Source organism: Curtobacterium sp. MCBA15_012 (genome assembly GCF_001864935.2).
Taxonomy (GTDB): Bacteria; Actinomycetota; Actinomycetes; order Actinomycetales; family Microbacteriaceae; genus Curtobacterium.
The window spans coordinates 2,833,995-2,848,700 of record NZ_CP126267.1 but is presented as its reverse complement, the minus strand read 5'-3'; the positions used below and the strand labels follow the sequence as shown (position 1 = coordinate 2,848,700).

15 protein-coding genes are annotated in these 14,706 nt (G+C 74.7%); 9 read left to right on the top strand and 6 right to left on the bottom strand.

Going from position 1 to position 14,706, the window contains the following annotated elements:
- Positions 1–6 precede the first annotated feature (6 nt).
- A complete protein-coding gene (locus QOL15_RS13055) occupies positions 7–1,635 on the bottom strand; it encodes a glycosyltransferase family 39 protein (protein WP_071246692.1) in 1,629 nt (542 codons plus the stop codon).
- 90 nt (positions 1,636–1,725) lie between these two features.
- On the opposite strand from QOL15_RS13055, the gene QOL15_RS13050 reads away from it, so the two are divergent.
- The 5 genes from QOL15_RS13050 to QOL15_RS13030 all read left to right on the top strand — a co-directional run bounded on the left by QOL15_RS13050 (position 1,726) and on the right by QOL15_RS13030 (position 6,032).
- Positions 1,726–2,139, top strand: coding sequence for a molybdopterin-binding protein (locus QOL15_RS13050; protein ID WP_071246693.1), 414 nt, complete (start codon positions 1,726–1,728; stop codon positions 2,137–2,139).
- Positions 2,136–3,236, top strand: a complete 1,101-nt coding sequence (locus QOL15_RS13045) for a HesA/MoeB/ThiF family protein (protein ID WP_071246694.1) — start codon at positions 2,136–2,138, stop codon at positions 3,234–3,236. Before QOL15_RS13050 ends, QOL15_RS13045 begins: the two co-directional genes overlap by 4 nt.
- Positions 3,237–3,346: 110 nt before the next feature.
- A complete protein-coding gene (gene modA, locus QOL15_RS13040) occupies positions 3,347–4,165 on the top strand; it encodes a molybdate ABC transporter substrate-binding protein (RefSeq protein WP_071246696.1) in 819 nt (272 codons plus the stop codon).
- Positions 4,162–5,010: an ABC transporter permease gene (locus QOL15_RS13035; protein WP_139197423.1), complete on the top strand. Its 849-nt coding sequence runs from the start codon at positions 4,162–4,164 to the stop codon at positions 5,008–5,010. The genes modA and QOL15_RS13035 overlap by 4 nt, the downstream gene beginning before the upstream one ends.
- On the top strand, positions 5,007–6,032 hold the full coding sequence (locus QOL15_RS13030; protein ID WP_071246698.1) for an ABC transporter ATP-binding protein: 1,026 nt from the start codon (positions 5,007–5,009) through the stop codon (positions 6,030–6,032). Before QOL15_RS13035 ends, QOL15_RS13030 begins: the two co-directional genes overlap by 4 nt.
- 3 nt (positions 6,033–6,035) lie before the next feature.
- Here the strand turns inward: QOL15_RS13030 and QOL15_RS13025 are convergent, their stop codons facing one another.
- The 3 genes from QOL15_RS13025 to QOL15_RS13015 form a co-directional block, all read right to left on the bottom strand.
- On the bottom strand, positions 6,036–6,281 hold the full coding sequence (locus QOL15_RS13025) for a MoaD/ThiS family protein (RefSeq protein ID WP_071246700.1): 246 nt from the start codon (positions 6,279–6,281) through the stop codon (positions 6,036–6,038).
- Positions 6,278–7,327: a GTP 3',8-cyclase MoaA gene (moaA, locus tag QOL15_RS13020; protein WP_370692487.1), complete on the bottom strand. Its 1,050-nt coding sequence runs from the start codon at positions 7,325–7,327 to the stop codon at positions 6,278–6,280. Before moaA ends, QOL15_RS13025 begins: the two co-directional genes overlap by 4 nt.
- Positions 7,328–7,403: 76 nt before the next feature.
- Entirely contained in the window at positions 7,404–8,864 is a 1,461-nt protein-coding gene (locus QOL15_RS13015) for a glycosyltransferase family 87 protein (RefSeq protein WP_071246702.1), read from the bottom strand.
- Between the two features lie 18 nt (positions 8,865–8,882).
- Here QOL15_RS13015 and QOL15_RS13010 point away from each other — a divergent pair, with 18 nt between their 5' ends.
- From QOL15_RS13010 to pheA, 4 genes are all read left to right on the top strand, one after another.
- The gene (locus QOL15_RS13010) at positions 8,883–10,304 is read left to right on the top strand and encodes a molybdopterin-dependent oxidoreductase (RefSeq protein ID WP_253181728.1); all 1,422 of its coding nucleotides are present in this window, start codon (positions 8,883–8,885) and stop codon (positions 10,302–10,304) included.
- A complete protein-coding gene (locus QOL15_RS13005) occupies positions 10,301–10,753 on the top strand; it encodes a hypothetical protein (RefSeq protein ID WP_065964888.1) in 453 nt (150 codons plus the stop codon). Before QOL15_RS13010 ends, QOL15_RS13005 begins: the two co-directional genes overlap by 4 nt.
- A 9-nt stretch (positions 10,754–10,762) precedes the next feature.
- Entirely contained in the window at positions 10,763–11,863 is a 1,101-nt protein-coding gene (locus QOL15_RS16675) for a GNAT family N-acetyltransferase (RefSeq protein ID WP_370692384.1), read from the top strand.
- A 129-nt stretch (positions 11,864–11,992) separates the two neighbouring features.
- Positions 11,993–12,961, top strand: a complete 969-nt coding sequence (gene pheA, locus QOL15_RS12990) for a prephenate dehydratase (protein ID WP_065964764.1) — start codon at positions 11,993–11,995, stop codon at positions 12,959–12,961.
- A 166-nt stretch (positions 12,962–13,127) separates the two neighbouring features.
- Here pheA and QOL15_RS12985 read toward each other — a convergent pair whose 3' ends face one another.
- Together QOL15_RS12985 and QOL15_RS12980 are read right to left on the bottom strand one after the other, a co-directional pair.
- Positions 13,128–14,210 (bottom strand): diacylglycerol kinase family protein, encoded by a 1,083-nt coding sequence (locus QOL15_RS12985; protein WP_083230414.1) that lies wholly within the window; start codon positions 14,208–14,210, stop codon positions 13,128–13,130.
- Positions 14,211–14,304: 94 nt separating this feature from the next.
- Entirely contained in the window at positions 14,305–14,670 is a 366-nt protein-coding gene (locus QOL15_RS12980; RefSeq protein ID WP_071246704.1) for a VOC family protein, read from the bottom strand.
- Positions 14,671–14,706 lie beyond the last annotated feature (36 nt).

Sequence of the window (14,706 nt, the reverse complement as noted above, 5' to 3'; positions counted from 1 at the left end):
CGGGGGTCAGCCCTTGACGTACTCCGTCAGCACGACGCGGCCGGTCTTCCAGTGCTGCTCGGCGTGGAAGCCGTGCTCCGCCAGGACCGCGGCGGTCTCCGGCTCGATGTTCCGCGCCTTCGGGGTCCCGCCGACGAACCACACGGTGTCGATCTCGCCGAGTCGCTCGGGGATCGTCGTGGCGAGGTCGCCGTTCTGGTTCCACAGCACCCCGGTCTCGGCGCCGATCTTGCGCGCGCCGAGGTCGGTCATGCCGGTGAACGCCCACGGGTAGGAGATCCGGATGATGTCGGCCGTGGTGCCGGGGTGGCCGTAGACGCTGCCGAACACGACGCCCTCGTTCGCACCCGCACGCCCGGCACGCTCCGCGGAGACGATCGAGGCGGCGTTCGCCCAGGTCGAGTCCTGCTTGGCGCGGGGCATCTTGACGGCGCTCGCGGTCGGGATGCTCAGCACGAGGCACACGGCCAGCGCGGCGCCGAGCAGTGCCTTGGGCCGCACGAGCGTGATGGCGAGGGCGATGAGGAGCGCGACGAACGGCAGGCTCAGCGACGCGTACTTCGGCGTGTACAGGTGCTTGCCGAACGCGGTCGCCAGGAGCAGAACCGCGGTGGGCAGCACCACGAGGGGGAGGGCGACCCGGACGGCCTGGGCACGCAGGAGCGCGCGCACCGAGGGCGAGCGGCGGTGCACCTGGACCGCCGCGGCGACGACACCGACGACCATCAGGGCCCACGCGACGGCCGCGTACAGGTCCGAGCCACCGAACCAGGCGGTCGCGAAGACCTGCGGGATCGTCCGCTCGCTGATCGGGCCGATCCACCCGACCTGCTTCGACTGCGCGGTGATCTCGAGCACGAGCGGCGAGACGGCCACGGCGGCGATGCCCGCGGCCACCGCCCAGCGCACCACGACGTCGCGGGTGACGAGCGGTGCCGGGCCACGGCCGGAGCGGCGCTCGGCGAGCAGGGTCCAGCCCAGTGCGACGGCGTGCGCGACGACGGCGAGGGCGAGGTACGCGTTGAAGGTGACCGCGACGAGCGCCACGGCGCCGTAGGCGATCCACCAGCGCAGGCTCCGACCGGTGCGGGTCCGTCGGACGGCGGTGAGGCCGACGAGGGTCAGGCAGACGGCGAGCGTCGTGACGGTGGCGTAGGGGCGTCCCTCGGAACCGGCCCACTGGACGCGGGGGAGGGCGATGAAGACCAGGCCGGCCGTGATGCCGAGCCGTCGACCGCCCAGACGACGGCCGAGTGCGACGATCAGCCCCGCCGCGACCCCGATCGCCAGGGCGCTCGGGAAGCGGAGGGTGAACGGGGTGTACCCGACGAGCCAGAACCAGGCGTGGATCATCGCGTAGTACAGACCGTGCACCGCGTCGACGGAGTGCAGTTCGGCCCAGAGCTGCGGCCAGCTGCGCTGCGCGCTCGTGACGGTCGCGGCCTCGTCGTACCAGAGCGAGGGTACCCAGGCGAAGGCCGCGGCGACGAGGACGCCGAACGCCCCGATCGTCAGCTCGGGGGTGCGGACGAGGGCGAGTCCGACGGCCGCCGAACCGGTGCGCAGGCGCGACCGGACCGGCGCGACGCCCGCGGACGCGGGGACGCGGATGCTACCGGTCTGGGGTGTGCTCACGCTCAGGACGGTAGCGGGGTCGGCTGGACGGCTGCCCGGTACCGGACCGGTCTGCGTGAGAGTTCGCCATGCCGTAGGGTCGCGTCCACCATGACGACACTCCGCATCCGCGACGCCGCACGGTACCTCGGCGTCAGCGACGACACCGTCCGCCGCCTGGTGGAGTCCGGCGCGCTGCCCCGTGCCGAGGACGCCGCGGGGCGCACGGTCGTCGCGGGCAGCGACCTCGCCGCGTACGTGCGGGGGCGGGACGCCGGGTTGGACGACCCGTCGGGCGTCCGCAGCTCCGCCCGGAACCGGTTCGTGGGGATCGTGACGGACCTGGTCGTGGACGGTCTGGTCGCGCAGGTCGAGCTGCAGGCCGGGTCGAACCGCGTCGTGTCCCTGATGACCGCCGAGGCGGTGCGCGACCTCGGGCTCGAGGTCGGGTCGGTCGCCGTGGCCTCGGTGAAGGCGACGATGGTGACCGTCGAGGTCCCGGACGTCGTCGAGGCAGGCCGGTGACCACCGACGGCGCCGACGCCCTCGCGGCCCGGGACGCGCGGCGTGCGGTGACGTCCCGCACGGCAGTGCTCCCCGGCGCGGGCCGGTCCGCGCTCGACGCCCTCGCCGCGGCGCGGGTCCTGGTCGTCGGTGCCGGCGGCCTCGGCTCGCCCGTGCTCACCCTGCTCGCCGGCGCCGGCCTCGGGCGGATCACGATCGTCGACCACGACGTCGTCGACGCGTCGAACCTGGCGCGGCAGACCCTGTTCTCGCTGGCGGACGTGGACCGCCCGAAGGCCGAGGTCGCCGCCGCACGGGTCCGCGGGGTCGACCCGGTCGTCGAGGTCGTCGCGCTCGCCGAGCACTTCCGCCCCGAGCACGTGACCGGGCACGACGTCGTGGTCGACGCGGCCGACAGCGTCGAGGTCACCCGGGCGGTGTCCGACGCCTGCGCCCGTGCGGGGGTCCCGTTCGTGTGGGGCACGGTCCTCGGCTACGACGGCCAGGTCTCGGTCTTCCACGACGCCGCACCGGAGCCGGTCGACTTCCACGACCTGCACCCCGACGCACTGCCCGACGAGGGGTCCTGCGCGCGGGACGGCGTGCTGCCCGCGCTCTGCGGTGCCGTGGGTTCCGTGATGGCGGCGCAGGTGACGGCCCTGGTCGCGGGACTCGGTGAACCGCTGCTCGGCCGCGTGCTCACGGTGGACGCCCGACGCTGGCGGTGGACCGAGAGCCCGCTGCGGCGCGGACCGGGGTCGCGGCGCCCGCAGGCATCGGCGCTGCCGGAGCCGGCACGGGTGTCGCCGGCCGGGCTGGCCGCGTGGCTGGACGACCCGGCGCGGCGGGTGGTGCTCGTCGACGTCCGCACCGAGGAGGAGCTGGCGACCGGGATCGTCCCCGGCTCCGTGCGACCGACCGACCTCGACCCGGCCGCCGGGACCGCTGCGGGGGACTCGACGCTCGTGGTCGTGGTGGTGTGTGCCAGCGGCGGTCGGGCCACCGCGTGGGCCCGGGCGGCCGCGGCCGAGGGGCGGGACGCCGTGGTCCTCGACGGCGGCATCACGGCCTGGCGGCACGAGGGACGTCCGACCGCCGACCGGTCCGCGTCCGACTGAACGAGCGGCGGGTGGTCGGCACCCCCGGCGACCGCGCGCGCGGGGAACACCACGACGACCGCGCGACCGTGGAACACCACGACGACCGCACCTGCGGCTAGGATCGCCCTGTGAAGCCGCTCCTGCGTGTCGCCGTCCTCGTCGCCGTGGCGTCGCTCGCCCTCGCCGGCTGCTCGACCCAGGCCGCGACGACCGGCGGCAGCGCACGGACCGCGGACCCCGCCGGCCCCACTCCGTCCACCGGCCCCACGGGCACGATCACCGTGCTCGCCGCCGCCTCGCTGCAGCGCACCTTCACGACCCTCGGCGAGCGGTACGAGCAGGCGCACCCCGGCACCACGGTGCAGTTCTCGTTCGCCGGGTCGAGCGACCTCGTCACGCAGGTCCGCAACGGCGCGCCCGCCGACGTCGTCGCGACCGCCGACGAGGCCACGATCCGGAAGCTGTCGGCGGGGGACCTCGCCGACGGCTGGCCGCAGGACTTCGCCACGAACACGCTCGAGATCGCCGTCGCCCCCGGCAACCCGCTCCGCATCCACGACCTCCGCGACCTGACCGCCCGGGACGTCCAGCTCGTCACGTGCGCCGCCCCGGTGCCCTGCGGTGCCGCGACGGCCGCGGTCGAGCGGGCCTCCGGGGTCGACCTGCACCCGGTCAGCGAGGAGCAATCCGTGACCGACGTCCTCGGCAAGATCGAGTCCGGGCAGGCCGACGCCGGGCTCGTCTACGTGACCGACGTCCGCGGTGCCGCGGGCAGGGTCGACGGCGTGCGGTTCGCCGCGGCGGCGAAGGTCGTCAACACGTACCCGATCGCGGTGCTCGACGACGCGGCCGACCCGGCCCTCGCGGCGTCCTTCGCCGCGTACGTCCGTTCCGACGCCGGCCGCCGGGTCCTCACCGACGCCGGCTTCGGCACCCCGGCCCGGTGACGGCGCAGGACGGCGGCCCGACGACGGGCGGGCACCAGCGCCGCCGCCGCCGCACCACCCGCCCCCGCCTGCCCGTCCCGTGGTGGCTCCCCGTCCCCGCGGCCCTCGGCGGCCTGTTCGTCGTCGTCCCCGTCCTCGCGATGGTCGGCCGCGTCGACTGGGGTTCGTTCGTCGCACTCGTCACCTCGCCCGCGTCCACCACGGCCCTCGGGCTGTCCCTCGGCACCGCCGCCGCGACCACGGGCATCGCGTTCGTGCTCGGCTACCCCCTGGCCGTCCTGTTCGCCCGCTCGACGGCCCGGTGGGTCGGGGTCCTCCGCGCCCTCGTGCTCCTGCCGCTCGTGCTCCCGCCGGTGGTCGGTGGCCTCGCCCTCCTCGCGGCGTTCGGGCGGCTCGGCGTGCTCGGCGCGTTCCTCGACGAGCACGGACTCCGCATCGCGTTCACCACGACGGCCGTCGTGATGGCGCAGGTGTTCGTGTCGATGCCCTTCCTCGTGTCGAGCGTCGAGGGTGCCCTGCGCGTCGGTGGCGACCGGTACGAGCGGGTCGCGGCGACGCTCGGCGCCGGACCGACCCGCACGTTCCTCACCGTGACGACCCCGCGCGTCCTGCCGGGCATCGTCTCCGGCCTGGTGCTGTGCGGCGCGAGGGCACTCGGTGAGTTCGGCGCCACGCTCACCTTCGCGGGCAGCCTGCAGGGCGTGACGCGGACCCTCCCGCTCGAGGTCTACCTGCAGCGCGAGGTCGACCCGGACACCGCGGTCGCGCTCGCCCTGGTGCTCGTGGTCGTCGCGGTCGTCGTCATCGGGGTCACGTCGCTGCGCACCCGGGCGGTGGTCGCGTGACCTCGCCGGCAGCGGGACTCCACGCCCGCGTCGTCGACCCGTCCCGCGGCGTCGACGTCACCGTCACGGTCGGCCCCGACGAGTGCGTCGCGCTCGTCGGTCCGAACGGCGCCGGCAAGTCCACGGTCGTCGAGACCGTCGCCGGGCTCCTCCGCGGCACGGACAGCACGGTCCACCTCGACGGTCGCGACCTCGCCCGGCTCCCCGCGCACCGCCGCCGCACCGGCCTCGTCGCGCAGCGGGCCGACCTCTTCCCGCACCTGTCCGTCACCGACAACGTCGCCTTCGGTCCGCGCGCTGCCGGGGCGGGCGGACGGGAGGCGCGGCACCGGGCCGCCACGGCCCTCGCGCTGGTCGGCGTGGCCGGGCTGGGCGACCGGGCGCCGGCGACGCTCTCCGGCGGGCAGGCCCAGCGCGTCGCGATCGCCCGGGCCCTCGCCACCGACCCCGCGGTCCTGCTCCTCGACGAGCCGACCTCGGCGCTCGACCTCGACGCCCGCGCGGCCGTCCGCGAGGCCCTCGCCACCGCACGGACCGGCCGGCCGACGCTCCTCGTCACGCACGACCCGCTCGAGGCCGTCGCGCTCGCCGACCGCGTCGTGGTGCTGCAGGACGGCCGCGTCGTCGAGCAGGGGCCGGTCGAGGCGGTGCTCCGGCACCCGCGGACGCCGTTCGCGGCGTCCTTCTCCGGGCTCGCGCTCGTCCGCGGGACCGCCACCGCGGCGGGGATCGCACTCGACGGCGGGGGCGAGCTGGCGTCGTCGACCCGCACCGTGCCTCCCGGCCGACCCGTCGTGGCCGCGCTGCACCCGACGGCCGTCCGCGTGGGCCGGGACGGCACCGGGCCGGGACGCACCGTGACCGCGCTCGAGCCGCGGGACGGCCTCGTGCGCGTGCGCACCGCCGACCTCGTGGCGGACGTGACGGTCGTGACGGCTGCCGCACTCGGCCTGGCGCCGGGCGTCACCGTCCGGATGACGGTCGCACCGGACGAGGTCGCGGTGTACGAACCGGCGGGCTGAGCGCTACCCGCCCGCGAAGGGCGGCATCACGTCGACCGTGCCGACGCCGACGAGGGACGTCGAGCGGTCGCGCGTGGTGACCCCGTCGACCAGGTAGGAGCAGCGCTCCTGCAGGGCCGTCCAGCGCTCGGCGTCGGCGGCGGTGACGGCGCGCAGGGCGTCGTCGAGGGTCGGCGCGGACGTCGTGGTCTCGTCGGTCCCGACGGCGGCACGTGCCGCCGCGAAGAAGCGCAGGGTGGTCACGGTCATCCTCCGATCGCGCTCATGCCGCGTGCCGGGTGCACGATGCCGTCCACGTCGTCGCCGTGGTCGCGGGGCTTGGCCCACATCGCGCGGCGCCAGGTGTCGGTCAGGACGGCGTCGTCGGCACCCGCGCGGAGCGGTCCGAGCAGGTCGACCTCGTCGTCCGAGAACAGGCACGAGCGCACGTGGCCCTCGGCGGTCAGGCGGGTGCGGGTGCAGTCGCCGCAGAACGACTCGGTGATGCTCGCGATGATCCCGACGGTCCCGAGCAGGGCGCCGTCCCGGGTGTGCACGCGGTACCGCTCGGCGGGGGCGCCGTCGCGCGGGGCCTCGTCCGGGGTGAGCACGTACCGCTCGCCGAGGACCGCGCGGATCTCGGTCGCGGTGATCATCGTCGCGCCGTCCCAGGCGTGCCCGGGGTCGAGCGGCATCTGCTCGATGAACCGCAGTTCGTGGCCGCGCTCGAGGCACCACGCGAGCAGGTCGGTCGCCAGGTGGTCGTTCACGCCGCGGAGCAGCACCGCGTTCACCTTCACGCCGAGCCCGGCGTCGGCCGCGGCGGCGATGCCCTCGAGCACGCGGTCGAGGAACGGGCGGCGCGTGACCTCGGCGAAGACGTCGGGGTCGACGGTGTCGAGGGAGACGTTGACGCGACGGAGTCCGGCGTCCGCCAGGGCCTGCGCCCGGTTCGCCAGGCCGATGGCGTTCGTCGTGAGCGAGAGCTCGACGCCGTGGGCGGAGCACCGCCGGACGATGTCGGCCAGGTCGGCGCGGAGGAGCGGTTCGCCGCCCGTGAACCGGACCTTGCGGACGCCGAGGTCGCGCGCCGCGAGCCCGACCAGGCGGTCGATCTCGTCGGCGGTCATCAGGGCGTCGGAGGGGATGACCGGCAGCCCCTCGGCCGGCATGCAGTACGTGCAGCGGAGGTTGCAGCGCTCGGTGAGCGAGACGCGCAGGTCGACGGCGCGGCGGCCGAACCGGTCGACCAGCGACGGGTCGTCGGCGGGGCGCGGTGTCAGCCCGGCGGTGGTGGCGCGCACGCGGCGCAGCAGCGAGGCCGCGGGCACGGCGGTCGCCGTGGGCCGGTCGCCCGTCGCGGGCAGGATCCTCGCCGTCACCGGGCCGATGCTACCTGCCGACGCCGGTGCTGCGGGGCACGGCCGACGGTCGGTGGCCACCGACGTCGTCCCGCCAGCTCCGCGGGTCGAGCCGTCGGCCCCACCGGCGCCAGGTGTCGCGGTCGGTGCGGAGGAGCGTGACGACCAGGATCACGAGGACCGCTGCGCCGAGCCACCAGCGGAAGGCGTCGACCGAGGGCCACACCCCGCGGAGGGCGATCGCCAGGCCGAGGGACAGCCACTCCCACCGGCCGGAGAGGACCACGAACGGGATGAGCAGCAGCGCGTACCAGGGGTAGCGGGGCGTCACCGCGAGGAACGTGACGCCGATCATCAGGACCTCGGCGGACCACGGGCGCGCCGGGTCGGCGAGGCGCCACGACACCACGGCGGCGAGCAGCACGGCGAGCCCGACCAGGACCGTCGCCCCGTCGCCGGGCACGAGCAGCGACACGAGGGCGAACCGGGAGCCGTCCTCGTAGCCCTCCTCCGAGAGGTACCCGGGCAGGTAGCCGAGCACCTTCACGCCGGTCGTCAGCACGTACGGCACGTAGAGCAGGCCGAACACGGCGATGCCGACCGGGACCGCCCACCAGTGCCGCCAGCGGGAGAGCAGCGGCGGGTACACGATCGCGGGGATGAGCTTCGTCGCGGTCGCGGCTCCGAGGGCGATCCCGCCCCAGATCGGTCGGCCGAAGGCGATGAGCACGACGCCGGCCGTCGCGAGTGCGGCCCCGACCACGTCGACGTGCGAGTTCGTGACGGCCTCGGACGCGACGAGCGGCGACCAGGCCCAGAGCGCGGCCCACCAGGTCGGCCGCCCGACGCGACGCAGCACCGCGACGAGCCCGACCGTGACCCCGAGCGACACGAGCAGCCCGGCCACCTGGAACGGCAGGTACTGCGCGGTGGCGGGGACGAACGCCCGCACCCCGGCGAACCAGAGCTGGGCCATCGGCGGGTAGATCGTCACGACGTCCGGCCGGTTGATCGCGACGCAGTGGCCGTCGGCACCGTCGCCGAGGCCGCGCATCCGCGGTTCGAGGGGCTTGCACGTGCCGTCGACCTTGTCCGGGAACAGCCAGTCGGGCCGGAGTCCGGCGAGCGCCCCGGACTGCGGCGTGTGCGCGTAGGGGGAGATCCCGGCGTGCTGCACGATCCCGTCCCAGGCGTACCGGGCAGAGTCGGTACTGGTGTTCGGCGGTCCCACGAGCGCCGCGACCCCGACGACGACCGCGCCGCCGAGGACGATCCGGGTCGCCCACGCACGGGGGACGGACCGGAGCGCGAGGGCCGCACCTGCGAAGACGGTCCAAGCGATGAGCGTCCAGCCTACGAATGGTGCACGATGACCGGCACGGAGGAACCCCAGATGCGTGACGCCGTAGGCGATGACACCGGCGAGCACCAGCACGCCGACGACGGCCAGGACGGTCGGCAGGAGTCGGGCGGCGCGCTGTCGGTGGCTCATGGTGCCCCGAGGCTATCCGTGCTGCGACGGCTCCTGCTGGACGCCCGTGCCGCGATGGCCTCGCCGAACCGGAACGCCCGCTCGGCGGTGGTGTGGGGTCGACTGCTCGGCGTCGCGTTCCTCGTCTGCTTCGTCACCGGCGTCTACAGCCACCTGCTCCAGGACCCGCTGCCGGGCATGCGCTTCCCGACCCGACCGGTGCAGCTCTACCAGTTCACGCAGGGCCTGCACATCACCGCGGGCATCGCGATCATCCCGCTCCTGCTCGCGAAGCTGAACGCCGTGATGCCGGCGCTGGCCCAGGTGCCGCCGGTCCGGGGCGTGCTGCACCTGCTCGAACGGCTGTCGATCGCGGTGCTCGTCGCGTCGGCGCTCGTGCAGGTCGCGACCGGCCTGGTGAACACGTACCAGTGGTACCCGTGGCCGTTCCCGTTCCGCCAGGTGCACAACGCGCTGGCCTACGTCATCATCGGCTCGATCGTGCTGCACGTGGGTGTGCAGCTGCGGATCATCGCGCGGTACTGGCGGGCGCGCGACTCGTACGACGCCGAGGGGCGCTTCGTGGTGGACCCGTCGGTGGGCAGCGAGCTGTTGCCGCCGACCGGCCGGGAGGCGCACCCCACCGCCGGCGCGTCCGCTGCGGCCGTGCCGACGGTCGGGCCCTACCCCCGTGGTCTGACCGGACGCGTGCTGCGGTGGGTGGACGGGCCGGCTGCGCCGGCCAGCGGCGCCCAGGAGGCCGCGCCGGACGCTGCGCCGACCGGTGACGGCCCGTCGGCCGACGCGACGGACGCGGGGCGGGCCTCCCGTCCGTCGACCGAGGCGACCACCGGTCGTCGTGAGCTGGTCGCCCGACGCGGGTTCGTGGCGGGCGTGACGGCCGCGACCGTCGGGGTCGTCGCCCTGACCGCCGGGCAGTCGAACCGGCTGCTCGAACCGCTCAACGTCTTCGGCGCGCGGCAGCGGCACGTCGGCCCGAACGCGCTCCCGGTGAACCGCACGGCACGCGCCGCCGGGGTGCTCGCGAGTGCGACGGCGGCCGACTGGACCCTCACGGTCGTCGGACCGGACGTCACCCGGTCCTTCTCGCGGGCGGAGCTCGTCGCGCTCGGCACCGACACCGCCGAGCTGCCGATCTCGTGCGTCGAGGGCTGGAGCCAGATGGCGAGCTGGCGGGGCGTGCGGATGCGGGACCTCCTCGCGGCCGTCCAGGCCGACCCGGCGTCGTCGCTGCGGATCACGAGCCTCGAGCGGAGCGGTGGGTACCGCGTCACCGAGATGGGGCCCGAGTACGCCGCCGATCCGACGACCCTCGTGGCGCTCGAGGTGAACGGCGCGACGCTCGACCTCGACCACGGGTTCCCGGCCCGGGTCATCGCACCCGGCAGACCCGGCGTGCTGCAGACGAAGTGGATCGGGAAGATCGAGGTGATCCGATGAGAGCCGCACGCATCGTGCTCGTCGTGCTCGGCGTGCTGGTGATCGCGTTCGGTGCGACCGTCCTCGTGACGACGGTCCGACCGAACCGCATCTGGGGGCTGGCGACGTGGTTGCTCGGCGCGGTGGTGCTCCACGACGTCGTGCTGTCGCCGTTCGTCGTCGGCGTCGGGCTGCTGCTCCGCCGGGCGGGACGGTCGCTCCGCGCCTGGGTGCTCGTCGTCGTGCAGTCGGCGGTCGTGCTCGGCAGCGTGCTCGCCCTCGTCGTGGTGCCCGAGATCGCCGCGAAGGCGCACGGGCAGAAGAACCCCACGGTGCTGCCGTTCGACTACACGACGCGGCTGCTCGTCGTCGAGGGCGTGCTGCTCGCGGTCGTCGTCGTCGCGCTCGTGGTCGGTGTGCTCGCTGCACGTCGGCGTCCGGCACTGGTTGCATCGACAACCAATCGCTAGCATGGGTGGATGACCGACGAGACACCGTGGCTGACGCGTGCACAGCTCCGCGCCTGGATGAAGCTCGTCGCGGTCATGGAGCTGCTGCCGGCGGCGCTCGACCAGCAGCTGCAGCGGGACGCCGACCTGACCCACTTCGACTACATGGTGGTCGCGATGCTGTCCGAGACCGAGTCGCGCACGCTCCGGATGTCGGCGCTCGCCTCGGCCACGAACGCGTCCCTGCCGCGGCTGTCGCACGTGGTGTCGCGGCTCGAGAAGCGCGGCCTGGTGCGGCGCTGCCCCTCGGTCGACGACCGGCGGGCCACCGATGTCCGGCTCACCGACGCCGGGTACGACGCGATCGTCGCCGCGGCCCCGGACCACGTCCGCACGGCACGGCGGTTCGTCGTCGACGCCCTGACCGACGAGCAGGTCGGGCAGCTCGACGACATCACGCGGGCGTTGCTCGAGCGCCTCGACCCCGAGGGGCGGTTCGCGGCGCTGACGTACCCGCGGGGTGACGACGAGGTGCTGTGCGAGCAGCGGCTGACCGGTGCCGGGGAGGCGGCGCCCGGTGCGGAGGCGGGGGCGGAGCCCGGCGCGGGGGCGGCGGTCCCCGGCAGTGCAGCGGCCGCGCTGCCGGAGGTCGACGGCGTGCGCTTCCGTGCCGTGACCGCGGACGACGAGCAACTGCTGCGCCGTGCCACGCTCGCCGCGATGAACTGGAAGGCCGCGACCTTCACGGACGCCGACCTGGACCGGCCGGAGTTCGCGCACTACTGGCAGGGCTTCGACCCCGCGCGGGACCACGGCGTCGTCGCGGTCGACGACGACGGGCCGGTCGGGGTGGTCTGGGCGCGCTTCCTGCCCGAGGACGACCCCGGGTACGGGTTCGTGGCGGCAGACGTGCCCGAGCTCACCATCGCGGTCGAGCCGCGGGGGCGGGGGCGGGGGATCGGTGGTGCGCTCCTGGCCCGGCTGCTCGACGCCGGACGCGCGGCCGGGTGGCCCGGCGTCAGCCTGAGCGTCGAGGACGGCAACACCGGGGCGAGGATGCTCTACGAGCGGGTCGGGTTCCGGACCGTCGGGCGGAACGGCGACTCGGACACGCTGCTCGTCCGGTCCTGACGCGCGGGGTCCGACCGGACGGGCCGGGGTCGGGCGGGTCGGGCCCGGCCAGGCGCGCCAGGGTGGGTCGGGTCTGATCGGACGTGCCGGGGCGGGTCGGCGGTGCTGGTACACCAGTAGGCTCGCCGCATGACCGAGCGCGCCGAGACGACCGACACGTACTCCTACCTCGGACCCGCCGGCACGTTCACCGAGGCGGCGCTCAAGCTCGTCGAGGCCGCCGCGGGCAAGCCCTGGCGCAGCGTCAACAACGTCGGCGAGGCGCTCGACGACGTCGTCACCGGTCGCTCGGTCGGCGCGGTGATCGCGATCGAGAACAGCGTCGACGGCGGGGTGAGCGCGACGCAGGACGCCCTCGCGCGGATCCCCGGCGTGCGGATCGTGGGGGAGTACCTCGTCCCCGTCGACTTCGTGCTCGTCGCCCGGCACGGCACGACCCTGGCCGACGTCCGGACCGTGAACGCGCACCCGGTGGCGTACGCGCAGACGCACCACTGGCTCGAGGCGAACGTGCGGGGACACGGGCACATCCCGGCGTCGTCGAACGTGGCCGCCGCGACGGCCCTGCTCGACGAGCACCCGGTCGCCGACGCCGCCGTCGCCCCGCCGGGGATCACCGACCACCACGACCTCGCCGTGCTCGCGACGTCGATCGGCGACAACGCGAGCGCGGTCACCCGGTTCGTCCTGGTGTCGCGCACGCTCGCGATCCCGCCGCGCACGGGCGCCGACAAGACGAGCATCATCGTCGAGCTGCCGGCCGACCACCCGGGTGCCCTGGTCGACATGCTCGAGCAGTTCGCCACGCGGGGGATCAACATGGGGCTGCTGTCCTCGCGGCCGATCGGCGACGAGCTCGGGCGGTACCGGTTCGTCGTCGACCTCGACGGACACGTGCACGACGAGCGGGTGGCGGACGCGTTGCTCGGCCTGCGGCGGTTCAGCCCGCGCGTGACGTTCCTGGGCTCGTACCCGCGGGCCGACGGCTTCCGCCCCGAGGTGTCGGCGCGCTACTCCGACGAGGCGTTCGTCGAGGCGCGGGACTGGCTCCGCGCGATCGTCTCGGGCGAGCCCGAGCCCGACCCCGACGCGGCCTGAGTCGCGCAGCGCGTCGCCGGTGCCCGCGCGCTGGTTCGACGCGCTCACGAACAACGGAAGGCACGCCGCGCCACGGATTCCCGTGGTTCGACGTGCCTTCCGTTGTGCGGAGCGCGCCCGGCCCGGCGCGACCCCGTCCGGCCCGAGCGGCCCCGCCCGGCCCCCGTCAGCTGTGGTCGTGCTCGACGCGGCGGGTGTTCCGCGTCTGGTCCTGGGGACCTGCGACCCGCACCGTGAGGCCGCCGGCGTCGATCCTCGCCCGGAACGCGACGACCTCGCCGACCGGGTCGCCGTCGATCTCGAACTCGTCGGGCCGCTCCAGGCGTGCCACGAAGTCCTTGCCGCGGATGTAGCGCAGGGGGCGTTCCTCGCGGGCCGCGGTCGCGATCCGCCTGCCGACCTGGGTCTGCCCGATCTTCGAGCGGCGGAAGGAGCGCAGGATCGCGTTCTCCCAGAACACCCGGGCCCCGATGCGGACCCAGCCGAAGAAGCCCCGGGGCCGCATGACGACGACGTCGAACACGCCGTCGTCGATCTCGGCGTCGGGCAGCAGCGTCGCGCCGGCCTGGAGCATGCCGCAGTTCCCGACGATCAGGGAGTGCGCGCGGACCGACTGGTTGCCGTCCCCGTCGAGCCGGTACCGGAACTCGAATGCGTCGGCGTCCCGCACCGAGCGGAACAGCGAGTCGACGTAGGCGAGCCAGCCGACCTTCTTCTTGAGCTCCGGCTTGGTGTTCGCGAGCATGCGGGCGTCGAGCCCGAGGCCGGCCATCACGACGAAGCCGTACTGCTCGCGCTCGCCCCCGGGCCGCTCGATCTCGAGCTCGCCGAAGTCGATGGCGCGGTCCTCGCCGCGGAAGATCGTCCGGATGCTCGCGCCGATGTCGTCGATCGGCGCGGGGATGTTCCGGGCGAGCAGGTTCCCGGTGCCGCTCGGGAGGAGGGCGAGCACGGCACCGGAGCCGTGCACGACCTCGGCCACGGCGCGGACGGTGCCGTCCCCACCGGCGGCGGCGACCACGTCGGCACCGGCCTCGAGGGCGGCCTTCGCCATGCCGCCGCCCGGGTCCTCCTCGCTGGTCTCGAACCACAGGGTCTCGGCCCAGCCGGCCTCCTGCTCGTGCTTCGCGACGGTGCGCTTCAGGGTCTCCAGGTGCACCTTGACCGGGTTGTAGACGACCGCGGCGGTCTTCTGCTCGGTCGGGAGGGCGTCCTGGCCCGCGGGCGCGGTCTCCGATGGTGTCGACATGCCCTCGACGTTACCGATCGGGCCCTGCGAGCGGACGGCCGCCCGCGCAGACCGGCACCGCCCGGCCGCCCGCCGCCCCGCCGCTCCGCCCGCGTCAGCGCCGGTCGTGCAGCGTGATCGTGTAGCCGTCCGGGTCGGCGAAGGCGAACGTGCGCCCGAACGGTCCGTCGAACGGCTCGGTGACGATCGTGTGCCCGTCGGCGACCAGTGCGTCGTGCACGGCCTGCACGTCGGTCGCGTGGAACCACAGCGCGACGCCGAGGGCCGGCTGTCCGGCGGTCAGGTCGGTCCCGGGCACGAGGTCGCGCAGGGCGAATGCGATCGGCTCGGTCTGGAACACGACGGCGTGCGGCGGTCCGGCGGGGGACCGGACGAGTCCGAGGTACTGCTCGTAGAACGCCTGCGAGGCGTCGAGGTCGCGGACCTGCAGCGAGGTGAAGTCGATCCCGGTGGTGGGCATGGTGTGCTCCTTCTTCCGTGTCAGATGCCTGACACG